Raw genomic sequence first — 22700 nt, forward strand, 5'->3', positions numbered from 1 at the left:
ATGCATGCAATGGACGCGACGCTGCAAGCGTCGATGCCGACCGTGATGGTGCCGCGCTTCGGCGCCCTGGTGCCGATGCCATCCGCCGGTGAGCGGCTGCTCATGGCGGCTAACGGTGTCTTTCTGGAGGTGTGCCGGCCATGGGTACGGCTGGTGCGTCGGATCGCGAGTTTCTCGGTGCCGACGGCGATTCCATACGGTGTCGTGGAGGAAGCCACCGATCTGTTGTGCGGGAAGGTACCGCCGGCGCTGGTCCGGGAGTTTGCGGAGATGGCGCGACGGGCGATGCCGAAGGAGGTCGGTGCTTGGATCGTGTGGCGTGCCGAGACAGGCGTGTTCCGACTGGTGCCTGTCCAGATCCTTGAGCATAGCGCTGTGCACCTGAAGTATGAGCGGCCTGAGTTACGGGCCGACGAGTACCTGGTTTTGGATTGCCATTCGCACGGGCGCATTCCTGCGTTTTTCTCTGCCGAAGACAATGCCGACGACCGGTTTGACGTGAAGCTCGCCCTGGTGGCGGGTAACTGCGACCGGCCGCATCCCTCGTTGGCGTTGCGGCTGTGTGCCAAGGGGGTGTTGGAAGAGGTGGAAAGGATCCCGACAGCGTGGCGCCTCGCCGCCGCATTAGGTGCGGCCGCGACGGTAGAGGAGGGCGTATGACAGCCTTTCTCCATCAGATGCCGGGCGACCTGGCGACGCGCGCTTGGCGCGTCGTGGTGGTGGGCGCCGGAGGCACCGGCAGTGCGCTGTTGCCGAACTTGGCCCGCCTGCACCACGCGATGGTCGAACTGGGCCACCCGGGCGGCATCGCATGCACGGTGTTCGATGACGACACGGTGAGCGAGTCCAACGTTGGTCGGCAGGGGTTCTACCCGAACGACGTTGGGCTGCACAAGGCGCCGCTGCTGGTCAACCGCCTCAATAACCTGATGGGCACGCGCTGGGAAGCGCAGGTGCGTCGTATCGGCTCGCGGGACCGCCTCGCGTGCGATCTGGTCATCGGCTGCGTCGACACGCGGGCCGCCCGCAAGGCGATCCTCAGCAGCATGGAGGGAAGTTACGGGGCCTGCTATTACTTGGACTGTGGCAATGAGACCGATCGCGGGCAAGTCATTCTTGGCCAGGTGGGTAAGAGAATGCCGCAGCGCCTGCCGCATGTCGGCGATCTGTTCCCGGAGCTGATGGACCCGAAAGGGGATGCGACCGACACGGCGCCGTCGTGTTCGATGGAAGAGGCCCTGCGCAAGCAGTCGCTCGTCATCAACCAGGCCATCGCCGTGCAAGCGTACAACCTGCTTTGGACCCTGTTCCGCACGGGCTCGCTGTCCTATAGCGGCGTGTTCGTCAACTTGTCCGCCGGACGGGTCAGCCCGCTGAACGTCGACCCAGAGGTATGGGCGCGGTTTGGCTATGACCCGAAGGCGAAGCGCAAGCGCAAGCTGGCCAGCGCAGCATGATGGCGCGCGGCTTCCGTGCCACCGCCCCCGATGATCTTGTCGGGGGCTCTTTCATTCACCGTCGGGTAATCCGGCGGCGGCCCTTCAGTCGGTGGCCCTAGCTGTCGCTAGTTTGTATCCGCGCGCAGGGACTTCTCCGCGCTCGGCTCTTCTCCCCCTAGTGGCAGATCGCCTCGGCGGTCGTGCCCCAAGCGATATAGGAGTGCAGATGCCCATTTCCATTCCCCAGCGATTCCAGCACAACGAAACCGGCGAGCACGTCGTGGTCGTTGGCGTCCAGTTCCAAGGAGAAAGCAGTAGCGCACCGCTGCAGTCGATGCCGCGGGCCAAGTTCGCGGCCTCGTTCTCGATCGCGGCGCGCGTGCCGTATGCTCCGCGGATGGTGACGGGAGAATGGCTGCCTGATTCGGTCGCCGTACTGGCCTACTGCGATGGCCAGACCTGGAACGGTTGGCTGATGCCGCTGTTCCCAATCGAGAGCGGCTTAAAAGCCCTAACAAAATGAATTTACAGGGCTGTTAACTTCGAGTGATCTTTGTTAATCTTTGCGTTGTTTCGTCAGCGCAAAGGACATGGCCAAACTCATACTCGACGACGACCTGTGGGCACTCATCGAGCCACTACTGCCGCCACCGAAAGCTCGGCGCACCCGCTATCCCGGGCGCAAGCCGCTAGACGATCGGGCCGTGCTCACCGGCATCCTTTTCGTCCTGCAGTCCGGCATTCCTTGGGAGATGCTTCCCAAGGAAATGGGCTGTGGCTCCGGAATGAGTTGCTGGCGACGACTGCACGCTTGGCAGGAGGCCGGTGTTTGGGACCGCCTGCACGAGGTGCTGTTGGCCAAGCTGCGTGCGGCCGACCGCATCGATTGGTCACGTGTCATCGTCGATTCCTCTTCCATTCGTGCTGTGGGGTCGGGTCAAAAACAGGACCCAACCCCACCGATCGCGCGCGACCCGGTTCAAAGCATCACCTCCTGACAGAGGCCCAAGGCATACCGTTGGCGCTGATACTGACCGGCGCCAATCGCAACGACGTCACTCAACTGCTGCCGCTGGTCGAAGCGATTCCGCCTATCCGCGGCAAACGCGGCCGTCCATTGTCCAAGCCCCGCATCGTCCAGGGTGATCGTGGGTACGACCACGACAAATATCGCAAGCCGCTTCACGCCGCCGGCATCGCCACCGAGATCGCCCGTCGTGGTGAACCGCACGGCAGTGGTCTTGGCAAAACCCGTTGGGTCGTCGAACGAACGATTGCCTGGCTGCACAACTTCAAGAGATTGCGCGTGCGCTTCGAGCGCCTCGCCACCATCCACGAAGCCTTCCTGAAAATCGCCTGTTGCATCATCTGCTGGCGTCATCTCAGGAATTCATTTTGTTAGGCCTTCTTAGCCCTCGCCGAGCAGATGCCTGGGCTGCAGTACGACGCAGCCGGCGACGCCTTTGTGCTGTGTGACAGCGAAAGCGACTACGGACCGTTGCGCATTGAATCCCAAGAGATCCTGTGCAACGGCACTCGGCTTAAGGTGTACGGCATCGGCGATGGGTTCTGCTGGGAGGCGAGCCCGCTGTGAGGTGCGGCCACTCTTCCCAGAGCAAGCCGGCGCCTGTATGATCAATACACCTTCCGCGTCTCAGACGCATCGACCCTCGCTGACTGTTTAGTCGGCACAGCTTTTTTCTCCCACTACGGGCCTTCCTGCCCGTAGGCGAGGTTGGCCCGTTTTTTCTTGCGAGCCAACCATGTTCCGTCTGTTCTCCGTAGTGATTTTGTCTGTCCTGTGCGCGCTCAACGCAGGTTGTGCGATGGTGCAGGCCTCTCCCGATGTGTATCGCGGATCCGACGTGATGCGCAAAGGCGATATCGCGCAGGTCACCGTGTTGCGTGTCCGCAAGGTCATGATCAGCGGCAATGATGGCTTCATGTCGACCTCGAGCGGCCTCCCGGGGCTGATTGGCGGTGGTGTGAGCGCGTTGCTTGGCGGCAGCATGATCGGTGGCGGCAGGGCGCGTTACTTGGCCGGCACCGCTGCCGGCGCCGTCGGCGGCGTCGTAACCCAGCAGGTCGCGGAGCATCTCAGCAAGCAACCTGGCCTGGAAGTGTTCGTGCGTACCGATACCGGGCGCATGCTTTCCGTTGTGCAAGATGCATCCCAACAGTTCGAGCCGGGTGAGCGCCTGTATCTGCTTTCGAGCAGCATGGGCTATCGCTTGACGCGTTGATCCAACGGGCCGGCTTGCCGGCCCCGTTACTTTGCAAGCCTGAGAGGGCTTGCCCAAGCGCGCACGCTTGGGCAAGCGTTCTTTGATCGCGCCATTGGCGCATCGAAACCCTGTCTGGCTGGCCCAGACCTTCACCCATTGCGGGACACCAGTCCCGTGGGGATGAGGTGTCCCGTGTACCTGGACATCCCATGAAACTCCCCAAATCCTTTCACCTGAGCCGCTCGCCGGACAACACTCAAGCCTGCACTACCCTGAAGCGCGACGCCTCGCGTGTGTTGCGCCGCGTGGCATGCGATCTGGCGTTGCGCCAGCGCGACTACACCATTCGCTCGCACCGGCAACGCCGGCGCCAAGCGGACGTGGTGGCGCTGCACACCGACAACCTGTATCTGGAAATCGCGCACGCGCCGGCGGAGCCGGCCGTATCGGTGCGCTTCCGTACATGCCGTGGTCGAAACGACCTGGCCGGCGGCCGCGACAATGCGGTCTGCCTGCAGTCGCTGGGTTCCCCAGATGGCTACGCTGAGCTGCTGGGCACGCTGCGCGTGCTCGCTGGCCGGCGTAGCTGAGGGGGCCCTATGTCCACGCTCATCAAGGTAACCTTTCGCACCACAAGTGGCGAAGAGACCACGGGGTCGGCGCAGTATGATGCGGATTCCGGCCTTGTCATCTTGCCAGATCGACTCGTCAGTCGAATCGATCTGGCGCGCTCGACGGGCGATCGCTACGCGATCACCGCCTACGAGGGCGGCTATCAGTATCCGCATGGTGCATGCGGAAAGCGCATCGGCTAGAGAAACATCGGAAGGCTAAGTCTGGCTTGCGGCAGTCCATGTGGAAGGCGATCAGCGAGCCAACCAAGGCACAGCGCGAGCAGTATGGCCGCTATCACCACAGCTTGTCGGCCGCATCCGTTGTTGGGATGGTCAGTTGCATCGGGAGCTCGCCGGGCTGGTCCACATCGCACGTTCTGAATGTGCTGGGCCTGTTTGCGGCGGCTGTTGTACTATTCCTCATCGGCGCCGTCCTTTGCAAAGGAGACGAATCATGACGGGTGTTATTGCATTCCTGCTGTCGCTTTGCCTGGCAGCGCTGTTCCTGTGGGCAGACCGGAACGGTCGTCGCGTTCACAAGGACTGAGCACCAGCGATCCTCTCAGGTGTCCCAGATTCTGTCTGGGGACCTCCTCCACGCACCTTCGGGTGCGTTTTTTGTTTCCGATCCTCGCCGGATCCGCGCCGGCGGGCTGGATCTGGGCTTCCGAGGAATCTCTTCGGAGTCCCATATGCAAGTCATTGTTGAGCGTGTGATTGAATTGTCGGCAAAGGGCGATTGCCCCGCCGACGCCGACTTGTTCTTCGCGCTGGTCCAACTGGGCGATCACGCCGGCCTCATTCTGGAGATGGTCCAGGCATTGGAGGCGCTGGCGGCCAGTTGCTGGATCGACTACTCAGCGGACTATTCCCCCGACGTTGATGCCGCCACAGAGAAGGCCCGTGCGGTTGTTGCGAAGCTCGAATCGATCCGCGTCGCGCGCTCTCCCTCCGGGCGCTAGCCGCGCGACGGCCAATCACTGCTTTTTCTTTCACCCGTGCGGGGCAATCCCGGGCGGGGTGGCCTCGCATTCTGCGAGCTCCCAATGTACACAGCACTGAATGCGCGCGGCGACGAAGCATCTGTCGCCGGGCTGACGTTGAATGTTGGCCTCTACGACAATGGCTTTGCACGTCTGACGCTGATCGACCCAGGTAGCCAGCGAGCAGCAGGATCGCTCACGGTGAATCTTCCCGGCGCAGACCTGCGCGACGACGAGATCCTGGTCTCGGCCGACTGGTCCTTGCCTTGCTCGCTGAAGGCGGCGCTGTTGGCCGACGGGCGATTCGTCCGCGTTGGGCACTGGCGCCAAGGGGATTACGGTCCCGGCGAGGTCTGGCGCATTGCCTGTCCTCGCCTGCTCAGGCAGGTCGCCTCGGCACGCGCGGCCGTCGCCGGCCGTCGCGGCCACGGCCTCTTTCTCGCTGCGGCCTGACGCTGCCGCTTCCATCCCATCTGGGGCACGCCCCGGATGGGGGGTGCTCCGTCCTCGGAGTCATCCATGTACGTCATTTCCATCGGCCCGGAACGGGTCGCCTCATGCACGACGCTCGCCGGCGTGCTCGCCTCCCTCCATGCGAAGTCCGGGTGGCGGCCGGGCACCCGCCCGCAGGATGTCCAGGTCCGCCACATTGCCCGCGGCACTATTCCGGTCGTCGCGCTTCCTCAAGGAAAGCTCGGGCTGCGCCCGGCCGGCACCATGCGTACTGTCTTCCAGCAGATCGTCGACGAGGTCGACCAGTATCTGGTCCGTGTCGACGGCAAGATCCTCAGACCGCACGAGATGAGCCGGGCGGCGTGGGAGGCGGTCGCCACGGCTGGATCGCTCGGCTGCTTCGCCGAATGGGTGGTGGATCTCGGCCAGGCTGAGTCGGGGCCGCTATTCGCTACCCGCGACCTGTTCGAGGAGGCGGGCCCGTTCGACCCGCATGCGTTCATGCAAGCGGAGTTCCGCCGACGCTTCGGCTACGGCACCAATGGCCCCGAGTATGCCCCGGGCGCCGGGTGCAATGCCCGGCACGAGGTGCACGTCGCGTACGCGCTGCTGCGCGGAGAGAGGGTGCGCGAGTGCGTCCTCAAGGCATATCGCGACGATCCCGAGATCTGTCGTCATGACCTGCACTGGCTGCGGTTGCTGCTCGACGTGCCAGGCCTGCGCGGAGCGCTGCCGCCTGCGCAGCTTCGCGCGCTGTGCAATCTCATTCGCCACGAGCACCTGGCCACGACACCTGAACATATCTTCAGGATGCTGACGGTGATCCGCCGCTTGCGGGCGGACTGCAGCGCCGTCGCGGTCGATGACGCGCTGTACGAGGCGGGTCTTCTGCCTGCGCGAACGGTGCCGATGCCAAAACTTCCTGAAGGGGAGGCCGCGGCGCCCGTGACGGCGCTGGCCAGCCGGCTCCATGAGCTGGTCACCGAGAAGCGCTACCGGGAAAGCGTGGCGTCGGCTGAGTCGCGGCGCAAGGCTCTGAGTATCAGCCAGCGCGAATTTGAGCGCGAGTTGACCGTTGCGGAGCATGAAAAGCGGGGCTACGGCTATTCTTGGCCGAACAAGCTGGCGCTGGCGGTCATGCAACGCGACGTCGCGTTGCTCCTCGACGTGCTCGACACGCCTGCGGACCGGAACGCGCAAAGCAAAAAGGCCGTCCGGGACGTGCTCGGCATCTCCCTGCTCAACTGCAACGCGTCGACGCGCCGCCGGCGGATTTTCGACATGTGCGGTTTCTCGGAAGAGGAGCAGCGCGTGTGGGAGGACCAGTCTGGCGAGGCACGTGCGGTCGCGCAGCGCGAGCATGCCGTGGCGGAAGCGACTCGCAATGCGGAGGCAGCGCGTTGGCGCATCGAGAGCGGTAGGGTGATGAACGGGCGCGAGTACGTGGACATGTGCATCGCCGAAGGCTTCTCGGAGATCGTCCAGCAGCAGCGCGGCAGCGCGCACGCCTATTACATCCGTGATGCGCACCGCAGCGTGGCGCGGCCGTTGCGCGCCAAGGACGGGACTCTGGCATACGCCCGGGCCCGCCTGCAGGCGGCGCCGGTTGCCGTCGCGGCGTGAATACAATCGAATCCCCCGGCCAGCTGGCCGGGGGGATTCGCCTAGCGCCGCCGAGGAAACGATGCTACGCTTTGCAGCATCAAGCAAGCGTTGTTCGCACTGGAACGATCCAGTTCAAACAACGTTTCACCCGCGTCTCAGACGCATCGACCCTGCCAGCCTCCGGCTGGCGCATTCATTGAACCTCCCACAGGGACACGCTCCCTGTGGAGGACGTGTCTTTGTGGGGATTCCTCTCTGGGAGCTCCCATGAAAGTCACCCCTTCCCAACTGTCTTCCCTGCTCCAGGCGTGCATTCCGGCACGCCTCCCGGTGCTCATCACCGGTGCGCCCGGCATCGGTAAGAGCGATATCGTCGCCCAGGCCGCCAAGGCTGCCGCGCACGATCTTCTCATCTCCCATCCCGTGGTCGAGGACCCGACCGATTCCAAGGGGCTGCCGTTTCCGGCGGCCGATGGTAGCGGAGCCCGGTTCCTGCCCTTCGGTGATCTCGCGCAAGCGATACAGAGCCAGCGTCCGCTCGTCTGGTTCATCGACGACCTGGGCCAGGCGTCGCCGGCCGTCCAGGCCGCAAAGATGCAACTCTTGTTGGCGCGCCGCATCGGCGAGCATGCCTTGCCCGATCACGTCACCTTCCTCGCGGCCACGAATCGCCGCGTCGACAACGCCGGCGTCTCCAACGTACTCGATCCGCTGAAGTCCCGCTTCGCCACCATCGTGGAGCTGGAACCCAGTTTGGAGGATTGGACCCGCTGGGCCGTGCGGAACAGCGTGCCGCCTGTCCTGATCGCTTTCCTGCGTTTCCGCCCGGACCTGCTCGTCAGCCAAGAGCGGATGAGGGAGATCGAGAACCGCGAGTCTCCCCGCACGTGGGGGCACGTGGCGCGCCTGCTGCCGGTCCTGCCGCCAGAGCTTCAGCTGGCCGGTATCACTGGTGCCGTGGGCGCTGGTGCTGCGGGCGAGCTGATCGGCTTCATGCGGGTCTGGCGGGATATGCCATCCGTGGCCGAGATTCTCGCCGCGCCGCACTCGGCGCGGATCCCGGAGACCCTGGCGGCGCAGAACGCCATCGCCACGGCGCTTGGCCATGCTGCCAACGAGAACAACTTCGATCGGGTCATGGTCTACGCGGACCGCTTGGTCGACGCTGGGCTCAACGAGTTCGCGGTGATGCTCGTGAGCGACGCGGTGCGCCGCGACGCGTCGCTTGCCGCGACGCCGGCATTCGTTGTCGCGCAGAGCGGCCCGATCGGGGCGGCGCTGCTCGGCCAGTAGTCCCCATTTTCTTCTCCTTTCCCCCTGACGGCGAGCCATCCGGCTCGCCGTTTTTTCTTTGCCGCATTCATTTCATTCGAGGATTCACCATGAACATTACCAATCTGAACGAGCGCGTCATGCTCGCCACGCTCAACATCTCCGTCTGGAGGGCTCGCCGTTTCGACACCAAGGCCACGGCCGAGGTGGAATCGGCGCACGACACGCGGAACATCGGCCGCTTCAACAAGCGACTGCTGACCGACGGCGCCACGTCGTACAAGGAGGTGTGCAGCATCGCCGGGCGTATGCGCTCCTACTTCGACGCGCATACGCTCGACTACGACCAGCTGGGCGTGCGGCTTTTGCCCACCTCGATCTACATGGAGGTCAACGACCACCTGCGGTACCTGCAGGATGAGTACCGTGGGACGGTGGACGTTTTCCTGGCGGACTACCCGCGCTTGATGGAGGAGGCGCGCGCCGCGCTCAACGGCCTGTTCGATGAGGCGGACTACCCACAAGTTCCGGCGCTGCGGAAGAAGTTCGGGACCAGGCTGGCCATGCTGCCATTCCCGGATGCCAAGCAGTTCGCCGTCGACCTGCCGCACAACGTGTTGGACGTGCTGAAGGCCGATGTCGAACAGCGCGTGCTCGGCGCGGTGAAGACCGCCAACGATGACATGGTCGGGCGGCTCTTCGAAGCGGTGCAGCATTTCGCCAACCGGCTGTATGGGAGCGGGAATGTCCGCCTGGACGTCGCCGACAAGGTGCGCGAGCTCAGCGAGCTGCTTCCGAAGCTGAACTTCTCCGAGGATCCCGCGCTAACCCGCATCCTCGAGGACACGCGCAAGCACTTGGCCTGCCACAGCGGTGCCGACCTGAAGGCGTCGCCGGCGCTGCGGTCCGAAGTGGCCGAGAAGGCCATGGAAATCGAAGCGCAGATGGCAGCGTTCATGAGCGGGCAACCGATGGTGTCCGCCCACTCGCAGGCGGGCGACCCCTTGCTCGAACTGCTGACGGCGTGAGGCGAGCGATGCTGGAACGAATTATCAAGCAACGCACGCAGCTGATTCTGTCGCAGCCATTCTTCGGCGTGCTTCTGATGCGCCTGAAGATCGCGGAGGACGCTTCCTGCAAGACGTTCTGGGTGGATGGCGAGTCGCTGGGCTTCAACCCGGCCTATGTCGAGACCCTCTCCGACCTGGAGTTGCGCGGTTGTCTTGCGCACGAGGTGCTCCACCCGGCCAACGGCCATTGTTGGCGCCGTGGCGCGCGCGATCCGAAGCGCTGGAATCGTGCGTGCGACTACGCCATCAATCCCCTGGTGTTGTCGGCGGGGCTGAAGCTGCCTGTGGGCGTGCTGATTGACGGGCGCTTCCTCGGCAAGTCGGCGGAGGAGATCTACGCGATCCTGCGCCAGGGAGATCGGCAGGCCCCCAAGCCAGATGCGGAGGGCGCCGGCGATGGTGCAGGCGATGCGTCGGTGCCGAACGGCAGTCCCAGCAATGGGGGCGGCGGTCCGGACAGTGGCAACCCGTTCGAGCCCGGAGAGGTCCGCCAAGGCCCGCCGACCGCACAACCGGGGCTGCCCGACGAGTGGCGGGTGGCGACGTTGCAGGCGGAGAAGGTGGCGCGCATGCGTGGACAGCTGTCTGGTGACCTGCAGGCGATGGTCGGGGAAGCGACGAAACCGCCGGTGGACTGGCGTTCGATCCTGCACCGCTTTGCCAGTGAGTCGAGCACCACCGACTACAGCTGGGCGCTGCCGAACCGTCGCTATACCCACATGGGCCTGTACATGCCAGCGCTCGACTCTCGGGCTGTGGGGGATGCGGTGTTCGTGCGAGACAGCAGCGGCTCGGTGTTCGACGAAACGCAGGCACAGTTCGCAGCGGAGATCGAGTGCATGTGGGACCGGCTCCAACCGGCCCGCCTGATCGTCATCGACTGCGATGCGGCCGTTCGCCAGGTGCAGATTTTCGAGCGCGGCGACGCGCTTGATCTCGCGCCCGTGCGAGGTGGCGGCGGCACCCGGTTCTCGCCGCCGTTCGAATGGCTGGCGGAACAGGCCGTGCAGCCCGCCTTCCTGGTGTACCTGACCGACCTGGACGGTGCCTTCCCAGCCCCGCCAGCTTTTCCAACCCTCTGGGCCTCCACCACTCCCCTCAAGCGATGCACGTCGCCGCCGTTTGGTGAGTGTGTGGAGGTTGTGGTTTGACGTTTGATCCCCGGCACCGTCCGGGGATTTTTTTCGTCCCGGCCTCTGCTCTGCAGCAGCGCCGGCATCCGAATGTTCGCAGTGTTTCGGTGTGGTTGGTTGTATGCGCAACGAAACATGTTTCGACCTGTGAGGGTTCTCGCGACGGAGAGGTGCACGAGATGGGCAATACCTATATTGAGATTTCAGACCAGATGGCCGGTGGATTGGAGGATCGGGTCGAACAATGGCGCCATGCCAAGGCGGAGGGAGCGGTTCGCGCCGGCTTCGATAGCTGGCTGGAAATGGTGGTTGCCCGCGAGGGCGCGAGACGCCCTGGAGAGTTGGTGATTTTCCGGCAAGGCCGCGTCACCTTCGGGCTCGAGCACGGCGCCATCTACGAGGTGGAGAGCACTGCCAAGGGAGTGCGTCGCTTCCGCTGCATCCTGGATGGGGCGCTACCCTTGATCGCCTTCGTCGACATCGCCACGGGTGTAGAGCGTCCCTGGGTGACGCTGGTCAAGCTATTCAGTGCGAAGGAGTTGAGGAGCCTGAGTAAGGTCCGATGACCCGGAAAGGTGGCTTGATTCTGATAGCTTTTCGCGTTTGTGCGTCCAGCATGCTGAACGCACTCCCCCAAGCATCTGCCAAACAGCGACCTTCGGGTCGCTATTTTTTTTAAGCCGAGACCGAGCTGACGTCGGCAGCCGGGGTGGGAGCGCTGGCCCCGGGGGCAGCGGGTTGTTGGAGCGCGGCCACGCGGGTGACCCGGCCGTCGAGGCTCGCTGTGGCGCCAAGCCGCAGGGAGCCGGCGTAGTAGATCTCGCCTTTGACGCGGCCGTTGATCTGCAACGAGGCACGGGCTGCGACATCGCCTTCGACGGTGCCGTCGACGATGACGTGCTCGCCTTCGACGCGGCCGCGGACGATCGAGGCCGGGCCGATGTGCACCAGCCCGTTCATCGACTCCACATCGCCTTCGACGTAGCCGAGGCACGAGATGCCATGGTCCGCCGCTACGTTGCCGTGGATGCTCATGCCTTGGTTGATGACGCTGAAGGTCAAGCCTTGTTTCATTGAGTCTCTCCCTCGATGGTCTAGAACAGCTTGATATCGCCGGCGGCGGCGTGCTCGCCCGCTTTCGGCTGGGCGGCCTGGCTGGATGTGCCAGTCCGCGCCCGCGAGGTGGGAGCCTCAGCCTGGGCTTTGGGCTTGCTCTCCGGGGAGGCCTGGCTTCTCTGCATCGCGGCACTGGGCGCCGGGCTTGCCTTCTCGGCGGGGAGAGGCGTCGCGCTTGGTGCCGACGCTGCCGCTGCAGCAGAGGCGGGCTCCTCGATGCCGGCGGCCGGGTTCGAATCGCTGTCCGGGCGCGCGGAAGGCATGTCGTAGGATCCTTGCGACGGCATTGCGGCGACTTGGCCGGCGACGGGGGCCGCGTCCGTGAGGTGGCCGCGGAGGCTGGCCACGCCCATGCCAGCGAGTCCCGCAGCCGCGGCGCCGGCGATCACGAGTAGGGCCGATCGAGTACGCTGGCCCATCGCGTCCCAGCGCTTGCGGGCGGCATCGACCGACACCGCAGAGCCCGGCAGGGCCTTCGGCGCTGCGATGCGCGACGGCATCTCGATGGTGAGAGGAGCTTGGGCGTACTGCTCATGCAGCTTCTGAATTTCCAGCAGTTCCATACGGGGTCTTCAGGGAGGTGGAGTGGAAAGGGAGAGGTGCGCGCGATGCCAGCCGGCGCTATTCAGGCAGGAGCGTACCGTCAGGGGCGAAGCGGTCGTTGTCCGGCATGGCAAGGGCGTGGATTTGCCCGATCAGCTTGCCGGCGGAGGTCATCAGTGTCTCGCGCTGGCCCGACTGCAGCGTTCTCGCTCGGATGGCAAACAGGGTGTAGGCGAAGAGTCGATCGTGCTGATTCAGCAGCCGCACAAGGCGCCCGGAGAGCGGATGCGTGATTTCTACCATTTGCTCGTCGAAGGCGATCTCGAAGGGGCGGCGGTTGATGGCCGAGATGCGGTCGATCGCCGAGGAGTACCACTGTTCCGCATTGCGGAAGCACTCGTCGAGTGCGCGGATTTTGCCGCCGCGTCGGACCGAGGCGACCGAGAACTTGGTGGAGCAAAAGTTGTAGTCGCGCTGAAGGAAGTCCCGCACGAAGACCGAGCAGTAGCTGATGGTGGCCACTGCTGAAGTCTCGGGGATGGTGCGGCCGATGCGTCCGTCGCTCGAAAATCTGGAGATGGGCTTGAGCCCGCTGACGACTGCGTCGTTGGAGGCGGGCGAGGGCGGGTCGACAGGTGGTGGTGAGTCGTGCTCTGTGATGGGTTCAGGCGTAGCGGCCATGATCTGTTCTCGGAATCTCTCTGCATACGATTTTCCTGCAGGAAGTCCAATGTCCAGTTGCCAAAAGCTATACGATTTTCGCGAGCATACGGGGGGTTCGCTTTTCGATTCTTAGGGCATACTAGTTCCATCTTCAGCGTCCCTGACGCATCGACCTTGACTCCCTCGCGAGTCCATCTACTGTCCCAAGCCGTGCATCTGTGCACGCTCCGACCGATTGGCTATCGGTGTGGAATCTTCTTGTTCCGAGTGAATTCGCTTATCACTCCCCATCATCAGCTGTAATACGCGTCTGCTTCAGAGCCACCTTTGTTGGTGTGCGCGAGGGACGCCGTTCGAGCCTGGGAGATCGTGGAATCTCTCTCAAAGGCCCGCCTAGGCAGAACGGCCGTCGTAGGCTGATCCGTGATCCTGCGGAGGACGATTGTCCGAAATGGGTTGTTGTGCAGCGTGACCATGCTGCGCGAGGATGCCTTGACATCCTCACTTGAGCCGCGCCTTGCGCCGCTCCCTGAGTGCCACGCCCCCGGAAGGGGCGTGGCATCCAGGTCTCTTGCAAGCAAGCTCGCTTCCGCACGTCGGGGCGGGCTTTTTTTGTTTGTATGAGACCGCAACAAGGGAGGTGCCACGTGGCCACGTTCCATGAAGCCGAGATCCAGGCCGCTATCGCGGCCACACTCGCCCGCCGGCGGGCCGACTACACCGGCCAGCCGCACGCGTGGCGCAGCCTATGCGAAGCGGCCTACGCCGCCAGCCTTCCGGAGCCCGCGCGAGCGCGGTTCCTTTCTACCGTAACGACCCAGCGCGGGGCCGACACAGCCCTGCGCCTTCGGGAGCATGCTGAGTCGATTCGCGCCGCTGTCGTTCGTCACCTTGAACGCAGGAGATGCGCATGCAACCAGCAATCACCTACAGTGCCTTCAGCCACCGCAGAAGTCTCCTAGAAGAGCGGCCGTCGCGGCCGCCCATCATTGGCAAAATCCGACCCGGCATTCAGGTCCTGACGAAGGCGGCCCGCGAGAACAAGCGAGCCGTGGAAATCCACGACACGCTGCTGGCCCAGGGCGAGTCATTTGAGCGGATCGCCGTCGAGATCGAGCGCCAGACGAAGTTGCGCAATGCACTTCGGCCCAAGAACGTCGGGTATTTCACCTGCCGTCGTTCCGACTTCACCAATCCGGCGGTGGCCGACGAGATCCTCCAGCGCTACGGCGAGGACCGCGGCGACGGGCTCAAGCTCTGGCGCTTTCCGGTTCTGTTTGCCTTTGACGACTGGCTCAGCAACATGCCGAACCAGCTCACGGTCTGGGGCAGCAGTGGTCGCCACTTCTTCTCCGAGTATGGGTCGGATGGATTGCGCTACTGCAAGACCTACGCGCCCGCCGAGCGCGACGATCGCGCCAGCCGCATCAAGCGGCTGTTCGGAGGCAGGACGATCATCCTGCGTCAGGATGATGCGATACCCGACGGTGTGTGCGACCCGCACCGGTGCCCGCAGTACCAGGCGCGCCAGTGCAACCTCTCGGCCAACTTCTACTTCGCCATCCCGGAGATCAAGGGCCTCGGTTTGATCGAGTTGCCCACCAATTCGATCTACGTGCTCCAGAAGGCCTACGCTGCCATGCAGACCGTTGCTCTCGCGCGTGGCGGAAGGCTCGTCGGCATCCAGTTCACGATGTCGAAGCTCGAGGCGGAGATCAGCCGAATCGACGAGGACGGGCGCCCGGTGCGTCAGAAGCAAATGCTCACGACGATCGACGCAGATATCGATCTGGGTGCGTTGCTCGATGGTGCGGATCACATCCCGCATGCCATCGAGGCGGCGAGCCAGGCGGTCTCGGCACTGGAGCAGGGCAAGGACCCTGTGGCGATCGCCGATGGTAGCGGGGCCGATCCCGGTCCAGAGACCACTGGGTATGCATCGGACGATCCCGAAGACCGTCTGCACCGCCTGGAGGACCTGATTGTACGGCTCGGTCTGGCCGGTGAACGCGAGCGGCATTGCCTGCGCGTGTTCGCCCACGTCACCTTCGGCAAAGGTTGGGCGAAGCGCCCAGCGGACGTCGAGCAGCTGATCGCTGAGATGTCGCATGCGCTGGCCAACCCGGCAGCGTTCAGCGAGCAGGTGCGTGCTGTCGCGGCGGACGCCGGCGTCACCGCCTGAAGCCGATGGCGGCCCGTAAGGGCTGCCGTTCGGCGCGGCGCCTGTTTCCCTTCCATCGCCTCGTCCCGAGGCCCTTTCTTTGCTTTGGCAACGCGACGCGATGCCACCTTCCCATGAGGAGCTTTCCATGCGCCACCTTGGCGACCATCTGCTTGTGGGTCATTTCTCCGACCTGCACTATTCGACCGGCAACCTCGCGGAAGCCGATCGCTGTTTCGGCTTCGCGGTGGAGGACGCCATCGCCAGCCGCTGCGCGGTTGGTGTGGTATCGGGCGACTCGACCGACCACCGCCTGGATGCCCACACGCCCGCGCTGCGGGTGTTGGCCGGACGGATCCACCAACTGTCCCGGCACATGCCAGTGCTGATGCTGCAAGGCACCTTCAGCCACGAGCCCCCGGGCACGCTGGATTTGTTTCCCCTGATGAGCGCGGGCTACCCTGTCTACGTGGCCGACCACATTCACCAGGTGGCGTTGCTCGGTGGCGAGTTTGTGGCCTCGGCGGGCTCGCTGTTCACCTCGGAAGAGGTCGATGCGCTGCTGGCGTCCGGGATCCCGGAGGTGGTGTTCACCTGCGTGCCGACCGTCAACAAGGCGGTGCTGGCGGCGGCGGTGGGCGCGGGGCAGGCTGCGACGGCGTTGGGCGATCACCTGGCGGCTTACCTGGGCGCGGCCGGCGCGGTCAACCGCCTGCTGCGCGCGCGTGGCGTACGCACGCTGGGGGTCTCACACGGCACCGTGAATGGATGCCAGACGGAGCATGGTGTCCCGATGGCAGGCTTTGATCACGAGTTCAGCATCGGGGCGCTCTTCGAGGCGGAATGCGACGGCTTCCTGCTTGGTCATATCCATCGCGCGCAGCAATGGGCGCAGGACGGCCGCGTGGTGGCCTACCCGGGCTCGATCGGCCGGTTTCACTACGGCGAGATCGGAGACAAGGGATACCTGCAGTGGGAGCTGGCCCCGGGCCGCGCGGTGGCGCGGCAGGTGGTGACACCCGCTCGCGAGACGCTTTGCTACGACTTCGACGGCCCCCCAGACATGGAGCGGCTCGCCACGGTGGCCGGCGGCGCCGCGGACAAGTTTGTCCGCATACGCTGGACCATCGATGAGGAGCACCGGCAGTTGGTGGACCGCGATGCGATCTGTGCGCTGTTCGGGGCTGCGGCAGAGGTGAAGCTGGAGGGCCGCGTGCTCCCAGCCGTGCGCAGTCGAGCCGAAGGTATCAGCCGGGCGGCCGGTCTCGGCCAGAAGCTGTCGCACTGGGGCGAACTCGCCTCGGTCGACATGGGGCCTTTACTGGATCGTTTGGGCATGCTGGAGACCGCCGACGCGCAGTCGATCACCGACCTGGTGCTGGCGCAACTCGACCAGCGTCCCGTTGAGACGGTGGCGCCGGCGGAACCTGCGGCCACGCCCGAGAAGGCCCAGCCCGTGGCATCGACCGTGGCGACTGCCTCACCGGCGCTCGACTGGCTCAGCGACGACCTGTTTGCGGGAGTGCCCGCCTAACCCTGAACGCGAGAGCCGCGTTCCGACAGCCTATGGGGCTGTCGAAACCTGGTTTCACCTGCGTCCCTGACGCATCGACCTAAGCAGTTCCTTTTCTTCTGACCCTGGCGGGTGCTCCCGTCTGGGGATGCACGCCGCCCAACCGTGGAGTGCATCATGATTCTTTACCCTGCTGGCCCCCAATGGGCACGTTGCTTTGAAACTGACGTTGCGCCGGCCGATATGGCTCAGCGCCTCGTGAACGGCCATGGATTTCATGCGGCGGCTGCGGCAGAGCCCTTCGGCCGCGGCCGAGGCAGCTTGATTGCGACGCGCGAGCACATGCTCGTGCTGGCCGTCGAGTCGCGCGCGGATGCCCACTGGTACTCGGTGGCCCCGACGCTGGAGTTGCAGAACCTGTTGTGGTCGTGGGCCAATGGCTACGCCAACCAGTGGAGCGAGCTCGAGCGCCGAATTCTGACTGGTCGTGTCGGGTGGCCGGACATCCTCGATCTCGCGCGGCAGCAGTTCGCCGCCGCCGTTCGGTCGGTGGAGCGCGCTTTGACCGGCATGCCGGAAAGCGAGGCCGCCCCGGCGCCGGACGATGCCATGTGGATGGAAGGGGAGCCGCTGATGGCGCTGCCTGCCGAGTACCTGGTGCCGATTTCCGGCGCGGAGGTGGTCGAATGCGCCCACTGAAGCTGACCCTTACGGGATTTATTGGCGTGCGCGACGGCATGCGCCGCGAAAGCGTCACGCTTGACCTGGCCAGCCTGCCGGCGGGCCTGATTGCCTTGACCGGACCCAACGGTGCGGGCAAGACGACGCTGATGGACAACCTCCATCCCTACCCGATCATGCCCAGCCACGCCTCGAAGATGAGTGCCGATGCGTTTTCCTATTGGGACCATCTGTATGGGTCTCGCGGGGAAAAAGACCTGGAATGGGAACATGCCGACAAGCTGTATCGGTCGGTTTTCTCGTTCCGCAACCCGGGCAAGAGCCGGAAGGCCGAGTACTACCTGTTCGAGAAGGCGGCGGACGGGAGCTGGAAGCCGTTGGAGCTGCCAGACGGCCTCATGTCGGATGGCAAGGCGGACAGCTACAACCGTTGCCTCGACGCGGTCCTGGGGTCGCCGGAGGCGTTTTTCACGAGCGTGTTCTCGGCCCAGAACCGGCGGCCGATCGCGAGCTACCAGGCGAGCGAGATCAAACGGCTGCTGGCGGAGTTGCTGGGACTGGAGCACTTGCGTGATCTGTCGGCTAAGGCCGGTGACGTGGCGAAGGGCTTGCAGAGACACCTCGATGCCGTCCAACGTGAACTGTTGCTGCTGAGCGGGCGTCGCGATCACCTGACACGTCTTGTTGCGGACATTGGCCAAGCCGAGTCGTCATTGGCGACGGCGCGGCAGCAGCGCGACGCCGAAACGGCCCACGGTGCGAAGCTCCTCCAGGAGCGGGCGACCGTGGCCGCCAAGCAAAGCGCTTCGGCTGCGGCGGAGGCGCGGCTCCGGGAGCTCAAGGTACGCGACGGCGAGTTGGCTGCGCGCCGGCGGCAACTGGAGGCCGATGCTCGGGATGCTGGGACGCGCTCGGCGGCGCGTCAGCGTGAGCTGACGCAGATTGTCTCGGCGCGTCAGGCGGTCCTGGCCGAAGGCGAGGCGATCCGGACCGCCGGCGCTCAGCGTGATGCACTGCAGATGGCGCTCTCCGGGCAGCAAGGGGAGGTCGCTGGACAGCAGGAGGCCATCGCGCGTCTTGAGGCGCTTCAACTGCAACACACTGCGCTGAAGTCGGACCTGCAGGGGCTGGAAGGCCGCGGCGCTTCGGCGGCGCAGCTGGTGCAGTCCCTTAAAGGCCAGGTGAGCGTGATGGATACGGTGCCGTGCCATGGGCATCCCATGCATGACGCCTGCCCACTGCTTGCCCAAGCCCGCCAGGCCGAAGTGCAGTTGTCGGAGCAGACCATCTCGTTGACCCAGCTGCGCACCAGCTACAAGGCCAAGGTGGAAGCCATGAAGCCTATGGCGGCTGCGCTGGAGGAGTTGGCGAGCCAGCGGAAGCGCCTCACTGCCCTGCAAGCGGAAGTGGCACGCGGGCAGCAGGAACTGCAGCGTCTCGCAGCTCTTGCGGCGAAGAAGCCTATGTTGGATGTCGCGCTGGAAGGCCTCTCGCAGGCGCAACGCGATCTGGCGGTGCTGGCCGAGGAGGACGGTCGTCGGCAAGCCAGGCACGTGCGGGATATGCAGGAGGTCGACCACCAGCAAGAGGTCATTCACCGCGAACTGGTCACCCTTTCGCACGTGGATGTCACTGGCGTGCTGGCCGAGCTGGACCTGAAGCTGAAAGCGAGCCGGGAAGAGATCGTGGCATTGGATGGTCGGATCGAAGCACTGATCCGGCAGCAAGCGACGTTCTCGACCGAGCGCGAGCGTGTGGAGGCCGAGCTGGCCGGCATGCCGGGCGTTCAAGGCAAAGCCGAGCGGCTGTCCGACGAGATCGCACGATGGAAGCTGCTCGCCAAGGGGCTCGGCAACGACGGCGTCATTGCTCTGTCGATTGACGATGCGGGGCCGGCACTGACCGGAATCGTCAACGACCTGCTGCTGGCCTGCTACGGACCGCGATTCACCATTGCGATCCATACGCAGACAGCGTTGGCGAATGGCGAGAAGCGTGAGGGATTCGAGATTCGGGTCCACGACGCCGACAACGACAGCGAGAAGGACTTCGCGCATATGTCGGGCGGCCAGAAGATCTGGGTCAACGAATGCCTGACGCGAGGCATCGGTCTCTACCGGGCGCAGGACTCCGGACAGAGCTTCCATACCCTGTTCACCGACGAGGCGGACGGTCCTCTGGACCCAGAGCGCAAGCGCGCGTTCATGCGCATGAAGCGCGAAGTGTTGAAACAGGGCGGCTACGAGCGAGAGTTCTTTATCTCGCACACCCCGGAGTCCGTTGACGAGGCGGATGCCGTCATCGATGTGGTGGCGCTTGCCGTGGCATAGGCAGTGCCGATTGCTTGATACCGAAGCTGGTCCCGGAAACGGGCCGGCTTTCCTACCAATTCTCACCACCATCACCATGAGCAAAACGATGATATCGGCGGCAGAGGCTGCCGGCCTGCTGCCGCGGGGCAAAAAGGTGCACACGTTCATTCGGCCGTTTGGCTGGCACGGATCCGACGTCGACCGCGAGGCGGTTCTCGCGGCCTTCGAGGCCGCCAAGGAAGTGGAGGTTTCAGCCGACGCCGCGATCTTCCACCACCACTTGGCGGTGCAGCTCGAAGGTATTCGCACCTATGTCGAGACACATCCGGCATCCCTGCGCAAGCTTCTTCCGGACATTGCGGCGTCTTTCCGCTCCTCCAGCGTTTGGCGACCTAAGGGACAGCGTCGCGGCGCTCAGCCGGCGGGCGTTCACCTGATGCGCTAGCTATGCACCAGATCGACGGGATGACCCTATTCTTTGGTGCAGACGACGCCCTGAGCAACTGGCATCGGTGCCAGTTTCAGTTCCGGGGATTGCAGTTCACCAGTGTCGAGCAGTTCATGATGTACGCAAAGGCGATGCTCTTCGGCGACCGCCGTGCCGCAGCGGCGATTCTCGCGACAGACGATCCTCGGACTCAGAAGAGGATCGGCCGGCTGGTCAACGGCTTTCAAGAGTCCGTCTGGTTGGCGAAGCGCGAATCAATCGTGACGGTTGGCTGCCGGGAGAAGTTCCGCCAGAATCCCAGGCTCGCGGAAGAGCTAATTGCCACCAGCGGCACGGTCCTTGTGGAAGCTAGCCCGTACGACCGGATCTGGGGCGTCGGGCTGGCCTGGAACGACCCGCGTATCCTTGATTCGCGTCGTTGGCGCGGCATGAATTTGCTCGGCAACGCCCTGATGCGGGTTCGCGACGATTCGAACGTAGCCGATAGCCGCAATCGGGAGGCTCGAACGTGACGCGCTTGGCTCCATTCGGAGCCGCCGGTGGGTTCCGTTTGCATACTATTCGTGCGGGGCGAGAGATCGCCGTGCTCCCCGCCATGTGCAATCCGCAGGAGTGCGACCGGATGCACGATTGAAAAAGCCCCGGCCTCGTGAGAGGTCCGGGGCTTTTTCCATTCTTCGCCTTCCGCATCGCGGCCGACCGTGTCAGTCCTGCCGTCGTGCGGCCGCGCTTGGCGCGTTACAGCGCAGCGTCCTTCAGTTTCTTCATCGGGCGCACCTTGACCTTAACGGTCGCGGGCTTGGCCGGGAACCAGCGCTCTTCGCCTGTGAAGGGATCCTTGCCGAAGCGCTTCTTCGTGGCGGCCACCTGCTGGGCGGTGACCTTCAGCAACCCAGGCAGGGTGAACTGGCCGGCGCCCTTCTTGTGGATGGCGCTGAGAATGGTGTTCTCCAGGTGGGCCAGGACGGTCTTCACGGTCTTAGCATCCAGCTCCGTCGCCGTGACCAGGTGGGCCGTCAAGCTGGCCTTGGTGAAGGTGTCCTTCAGCGGCTTCACGACTGGTGCCGCCGCCGCCTTCTTCGCGGCCGCCGGGCTCCTGGCGGGAGCGGCCTTCTTGACCGGGGTGGCCTTCTTCGCAGGAGCGGCCTTCTTTGCAGCGGTTGTTTTCGTTGCCATGAGTCTGGTGGTCCTTGAGTTGATGGGGCACGTCTGGGACGTGCTGGCGGCCAGCATAGCAAAGCGCTGCGGGCTTGAGGAGAGGCGGGGGCCCGGGTTAGCGCGCAGGCGGCGAGTCGGGGCCGGCTTCGGCGGAAGTCGTCGCAGTAAGTCGGTCCACGGTGCGATTGCTGGCCAGCCCGAGAAGGCGGCTCAGGTCATGGCGGTCGTGGCCGGCCATCAGCGCGCGGCGCGCGAACGTGTTGCGAAGAATCCGCGGGCTCATGTCGGGTGCGGAAACGCCAATGGCGCTCAGAGCCGCCCGCACAATCCGGCCGAAGGTCATCACGGCGACGGGCTCACCGCCGGCCGCCGAGAACAGCAGATCGCCGGCGATGGGCAAGGTGGCTCGCCTGGCCAGCCAGGAGGAGAGCGGAGTGACGCTGAAGGCGGCGAGTGGCACGGTCCGGGTGTCCCGGCTGCCGTGCGCCGGCACTCGGAGGTAGGGCGAGGCGGCTTCTGGGTGAAGGTCGGCCGCAACGGCGGCCCGACCTTCGGCGACGGTGATGCCAGCGCCCAGGAACATGGCAACGACCGCCTTGTTGCGTACGGCGAGGAAGTCGTCAGCGACGCCGGGGCACGTCCAGGCCTGCAGTCTCCCGTCCGCTTCCTCATCGAGGTAGACCGGCTCGGGGTCGCTGGTGGGCCAGGCCGCCTGCTGCATAAACACGGCAGCGGGGTTATCCGCGCGGACCCCGGAGAAGACCAGATGGCGACCAAGCCGATCCAGCAGCTGCAGGTAGCGCGTGCGCGTCGATAGGCTGTGGCCAGCAGCTTCCGGGGTTTCCCAGAACGCAGCGACGTGGTCGGAACCGAAGGTGGCCACCGAAACGCCGGCGGTCTGGAGATGCCGGAGAAAGGCTTCGAACATTGCCTGGTGCTGGACGATGGAACGCGCAGAGAAGGGCCGCTGATCGGCGCCGGCCGCCTCCCGCGCTTGCCAGTCAGCGTAGGCAGTGACTGGCTTCGTTAGCCAGATGGTGTGAATCGCGTCCATGCCGTAATGTTATATACTGAAGTTCGCTTTCGCCAACACCTTGCCGCATCTTCGATGCGGTCCGAGCTACAAGATGCGGGGGCGCCCCACTGGGTACCAGGTTGCCGACGGCCGTCCACATCGAGACACGCTTCACCTTCCCGCGCGCCTGATCCTCCACCTCGATGTCCGCCGGCGGGCCGGCGGGATCGGGGAACAGTTCCCGAATTCGTGCGCGGCGCGCCGCGAAAAGCCAGCTCCGCTGTGTCGCCCACGCG

26 protein-coding genes are annotated in these 22700 nt (G+C 64.7%); 21 read left to right on the top strand and 5 right to left on the bottom strand.

Going from position 1 to position 22700, the window contains the following annotated elements; all coding sequences use genetic code 11:
- The 14 genes from BKK79_RS38140 to BKK79_RS38205 all read left to right on the top strand — a co-directional run bounded on the left by BKK79_RS38140 (position 1) and on the right by BKK79_RS38205 (position 11360).
- The gene (locus BKK79_RS38140; RefSeq protein WP_071040816.1) at positions 1–660 is read left to right on the top strand and encodes a PRTRC system protein A; all 660 of its coding nucleotides are present in this window, start codon (positions 1–3) and stop codon (positions 658–660) included.
- A complete protein-coding gene (locus BKK79_RS38145; protein ID WP_071040817.1) occupies positions 657–1457 on the top strand; it encodes a PRTRC system ThiF family protein in 801 nt (266 codons plus the stop codon). Before BKK79_RS38140 ends, BKK79_RS38145 begins: the two co-directional genes overlap by 4 nt.
- A 208-nt stretch (positions 1458–1665) precedes the next feature.
- Positions 1666–1962: a hypothetical protein gene (locus BKK79_RS38150; RefSeq protein WP_071040818.1), complete on the top strand. Its 297-nt coding sequence runs from the start codon at positions 1666–1668 to the stop codon at positions 1960–1962.
- A 67-nt stretch (positions 1963–2029) separates the two neighbouring features.
- Positions 2030–2841 (top strand): IS5 family transposase gene (locus BKK79_RS39910; protein ID WP_198173305.1). Its coding sequence is split into 2 segments (ribosomal slippage): positions 2030–2378 and positions 2378–2841, totalling 813 coding nucleotides; the frame shifts between segments, so codons are not numbered across the junction.
- Between the two features lie 361 nt (positions 2842–3202).
- Positions 3203–3682: a hypothetical protein gene (locus tag BKK79_RS38160; RefSeq protein WP_232346508.1), complete on the top strand. Its 480-nt coding sequence runs from the start codon at positions 3203–3205 to the stop codon at positions 3680–3682.
- A 191-nt stretch (positions 3683–3873) separates the two neighbouring features.
- Positions 3874–4254, top strand: coding sequence for a hypothetical protein (locus BKK79_RS38165; RefSeq protein ID WP_071022964.1), 381 nt, complete (start codon positions 3874–3876; stop codon positions 4252–4254).
- 9 nt (positions 4255–4263) lie between these two features.
- Positions 4264–4479 carry a hypothetical protein gene (locus tag BKK79_RS39915; RefSeq protein ID WP_084085836.1) on the top strand — a complete coding sequence of 72 codons (216 nt, stop codon included), beginning with the start codon at positions 4264–4266 and terminating at the stop codon, positions 4477–4479.
- Positions 4480–4970: 491 nt separating this feature from the next.
- Entirely contained in the window at positions 4971–5240 is a 270-nt protein-coding gene (locus BKK79_RS38175; protein WP_071022962.1) for a hypothetical protein, read from the top strand.
- A gap of 84 nt (positions 5241–5324) precedes the next feature.
- Complete coding sequence (locus BKK79_RS38180; RefSeq protein WP_071040819.1) at positions 5325–5714, top strand: hypothetical protein; 390 nt, start codon at positions 5325–5327, stop codon at positions 5712–5714.
- A gap of 66 nt (positions 5715–5780) precedes the next feature.
- Positions 5781–7337: a hypothetical protein gene (locus BKK79_RS38185; RefSeq protein WP_071040820.1), complete on the top strand. Its 1557-nt coding sequence runs from the start codon at positions 5781–5783 to the stop codon at positions 7335–7337.
- Positions 7338–7586: 249 nt separating this feature from the next.
- Positions 7587–8612, top strand: a complete 1026-nt coding sequence (locus BKK79_RS38190) for an ATP-binding protein (protein ID WP_071040821.1) — start codon at positions 7587–7589, stop codon at positions 8610–8612.
- Between the two features lie 89 nt (positions 8613–8701).
- Positions 8702–9619, top strand: a complete 918-nt coding sequence (locus BKK79_RS38195) for a hypothetical protein (protein ID WP_071040822.1) — start codon at positions 8702–8704, stop codon at positions 9617–9619.
- 8 nt (positions 9620–9627) lie between these two features.
- Positions 9628–10812, top strand: coding sequence for a vWA domain-containing protein (locus tag BKK79_RS38200; RefSeq protein ID WP_071040823.1), 1185 nt, complete (start codon positions 9628–9630; stop codon positions 10810–10812).
- Positions 10813–10973: 161 nt separating this feature from the next.
- Positions 10974–11360 carry a hypothetical protein gene (locus tag BKK79_RS38205; RefSeq protein ID WP_071040824.1) on the top strand — a complete coding sequence of 129 codons (387 nt, stop codon included), beginning with the start codon at positions 10974–10976 and terminating at the stop codon, positions 11358–11360.
- 109 nt (positions 11361–11469) lie between these two features.
- Here the strand turns inward: BKK79_RS38205 and BKK79_RS38210 are convergent, their stop codons facing one another.
- Genes BKK79_RS38210 through BKK79_RS38220 form a run of 3 tightly spaced genes read right to left on the bottom strand, consistent with a single transcriptional unit; the run spans position 11470 to position 13134 of the window.
- Complete coding sequence (locus tag BKK79_RS38210) at positions 11470–11868, bottom strand: bactofilin family protein (RefSeq protein WP_071022945.1); 399 nt, start codon at positions 11866–11868, stop codon at positions 11470–11472.
- Between the two features lie 20 nt (positions 11869–11888).
- The gene (locus BKK79_RS38215; RefSeq protein WP_071040825.1) at positions 11889–12473 is read right to left on the bottom strand and encodes a hypothetical protein; all 585 of its coding nucleotides are present in this window, start codon (positions 12471–12473) and stop codon (positions 11889–11891) included.
- Between the two features lie 58 nt (positions 12474–12531).
- Positions 12532–13134, bottom strand: a complete 603-nt coding sequence (locus tag BKK79_RS38220) for a hypothetical protein (RefSeq protein ID WP_084085838.1) — start codon at positions 13132–13134, stop codon at positions 12532–12534.
- Between the two features lie 602 nt (positions 13135–13736).
- On the opposite strand from BKK79_RS38220, the gene BKK79_RS42465 reads away from it, so the two are divergent.
- The 7 genes from BKK79_RS42465 (at position 13737) to BKK79_RS38250 (ending at position 20743) form a co-directional block, all read left to right on the top strand.
- Positions 13737–14078 carry a DUF7696 family protein gene (locus BKK79_RS42465; protein WP_084085840.1) on the top strand — a complete coding sequence of 114 codons (342 nt, stop codon included), beginning with the start codon at positions 13737–13739 and terminating at the stop codon, positions 14076–14078.
- Positions 14027–15298, top strand: coding sequence for a recombination directionality factor (locus BKK79_RS38225; protein WP_071040826.1), 1272 nt, complete (start codon positions 14027–14029; stop codon positions 15296–15298). The genes BKK79_RS42465 and BKK79_RS38225 overlap by 52 nt, the downstream gene beginning before the upstream one ends.
- Positions 15299–15425: 127 nt before the next feature.
- A complete protein-coding gene (locus tag BKK79_RS38230; RefSeq protein ID WP_071040827.1) occupies positions 15426–16811 on the top strand; it encodes a metallophosphoesterase family protein in 1386 nt (461 codons plus the stop codon).
- Positions 16812–16967: 156 nt separating this feature from the next.
- The gene (locus BKK79_RS38235) at positions 16968–17489 is read left to right on the top strand and encodes a hypothetical protein (RefSeq protein WP_071040828.1); all 522 of its coding nucleotides are present in this window, start codon (positions 16968–16970) and stop codon (positions 17487–17489) included.
- A complete protein-coding gene (locus tag BKK79_RS38240) occupies positions 17477–19801 on the top strand; it encodes a nuclease SbcCD subunit C (RefSeq protein WP_071040829.1) in 2325 nt (774 codons plus the stop codon). Before BKK79_RS38235 ends, BKK79_RS38240 begins: the two co-directional genes overlap by 13 nt.
- 10 nt (positions 19802–19811) lie before the next feature.
- The gene (locus BKK79_RS41860) at positions 19812–20228 is read left to right on the top strand and encodes a hypothetical protein (RefSeq protein WP_232346510.1); all 417 of its coding nucleotides are present in this window, start codon (positions 19812–19814) and stop codon (positions 20226–20228) included.
- A gap of 2 nt (positions 20229–20230) precedes the next feature.
- Complete coding sequence (locus tag BKK79_RS38250; protein WP_071040831.1) at positions 20231–20743, top strand: NADAR family protein; 513 nt, start codon at positions 20231–20233, stop codon at positions 20741–20743.
- 226 nt (positions 20744–20969) lie between these two features.
- Here BKK79_RS38250 and BKK79_RS38255 read toward each other — a convergent pair whose 3' ends face one another.
- Both BKK79_RS38255 and BKK79_RS38260 read right to left on the bottom strand, forming a co-directional pair.
- Complete coding sequence (locus BKK79_RS38255) at positions 20970–21407, bottom strand: HU family DNA-binding protein (RefSeq protein ID WP_071040832.1); 438 nt, start codon at positions 21405–21407, stop codon at positions 20970–20972.
- Between the two features lie 97 nt (positions 21408–21504).
- A complete protein-coding gene (locus BKK79_RS38260; RefSeq protein ID WP_071040833.1) occupies positions 21505–22443 on the bottom strand; it encodes a tyrosine-type recombinase/integrase in 939 nt (312 codons plus the stop codon).
- Between the last annotated feature and the right edge of the window lie 257 nt (positions 22444–22700).

Source organism: Cupriavidus sp. USMAA2-4 (assembly GCF_001854305.1).
Taxonomy (GTDB): Bacteria; Pseudomonadota; Gammaproteobacteria; order Burkholderiales; family Burkholderiaceae; genus Cupriavidus; species Cupriavidus malaysiensis.

Coding starts and splice junctions, on each gene's coding strand:
- BKK79_RS38140 (WP_071040816.1), top strand. CDS start 1: ATGCATGCAATGGACGCGACGCTGCAAGCGTCGATGCCGACCGTGATG.
- BKK79_RS38145 (WP_071040817.1), top strand. CDS start 657: ATGACAGCCTTTCTCCATCAGATGCCGGGCGACCTGGCGACGCGCGCT.
- BKK79_RS38150 (WP_071040818.1), top strand. CDS start 1,666: ATGCCCATTTCCATTCCCCAGCGATTCCAGCACAACGAAACCGGCGAG.
- BKK79_RS38160 (WP_232346508.1), top strand. CDS start 3,203: ATGTTCCGTCTGTTCTCCGTAGTGATTTTGTCTGTCCTGTGCGCGCTC.
- BKK79_RS38165 (WP_071022964.1), top strand. CDS start 3,874: ATGAAACTCCCCAAATCCTTTCACCTGAGCCGCTCGCCGGACAACACT.
- BKK79_RS39915 (WP_084085836.1), top strand. CDS start 4,264: ATGTCCACGCTCATCAAGGTAACCTTTCGCACCACAAGTGGCGAAGAG.
- BKK79_RS38175 (WP_071022962.1), top strand. CDS start 4,971: ATGCAAGTCATTGTTGAGCGTGTGATTGAATTGTCGGCAAAGGGCGAT.
- BKK79_RS38180 (WP_071040819.1), top strand. CDS start 5,325: ATGTACACAGCACTGAATGCGCGCGGCGACGAAGCATCTGTCGCCGGG.
- BKK79_RS38185 (WP_071040820.1), top strand. CDS start 5,781: ATGTACGTCATTTCCATCGGCCCGGAACGGGTCGCCTCATGCACGACG.
- BKK79_RS38190 (WP_071040821.1), top strand. CDS start 7,587: ATGAAAGTCACCCCTTCCCAACTGTCTTCCCTGCTCCAGGCGTGCATT.
- BKK79_RS38195 (WP_071040822.1), top strand. CDS start 8,702: ATGAACATTACCAATCTGAACGAGCGCGTCATGCTCGCCACGCTCAAC.
- BKK79_RS38200 (WP_071040823.1), top strand. CDS start 9,628: ATGCTGGAACGAATTATCAAGCAACGCACGCAGCTGATTCTGTCGCAG.
- BKK79_RS38205 (WP_071040824.1), top strand. CDS start 10,974: ATGGGCAATACCTATATTGAGATTTCAGACCAGATGGCCGGTGGATTG.
- BKK79_RS38210 (WP_071022945.1), bottom strand. CDS start 11,868: ATGAAACAAGGCTTGACCTTCAGCGTCATCAACCAAGGCATGAGCATC.
- BKK79_RS38215 (WP_071040825.1), bottom strand. CDS start 12,473: ATGGAACTGCTGGAAATTCAGAAGCTGCATGAGCAGTACGCCCAAGCT.
- BKK79_RS38220 (WP_084085838.1), bottom strand. CDS start 13,134: ATGGCCGCTACGCCTGAACCCATCACAGAGCACGACTCACCACCACCT.
- BKK79_RS42465 (WP_084085840.1), top strand. CDS start 13,737: ATGAGACCGCAACAAGGGAGGTGCCACGTGGCCACGTTCCATGAAGCC.
- BKK79_RS38225 (WP_071040826.1), top strand. CDS start 14,027: ATGCAACCAGCAATCACCTACAGTGCCTTCAGCCACCGCAGAAGTCTC.
- BKK79_RS38230 (WP_071040827.1), top strand. CDS start 15,426: ATGCGCCACCTTGGCGACCATCTGCTTGTGGGTCATTTCTCCGACCTG.
- BKK79_RS38235 (WP_071040828.1), top strand. CDS start 16,968: ATGATTCTTTACCCTGCTGGCCCCCAATGGGCACGTTGCTTTGAAACT.
- BKK79_RS38240 (WP_071040829.1), top strand. CDS start 17,477: ATGCGCCCACTGAAGCTGACCCTTACGGGATTTATTGGCGTGCGCGAC.
- BKK79_RS38250 (WP_071040831.1), top strand. CDS start 20,231: ATGCACCAGATCGACGGGATGACCCTATTCTTTGGTGCAGACGACGCC.
- BKK79_RS38255 (WP_071040832.1), bottom strand. CDS start 21,407: ATGGCAACGAAAACAACCGCTGCAAAGAAGGCCGCTCCTGCGAAGAAG.
- BKK79_RS38260 (WP_071040833.1), bottom strand. CDS start 22,443: ATGGACGCGATTCACACCATCTGGCTAACGAAGCCAGTCACTGCCTAC.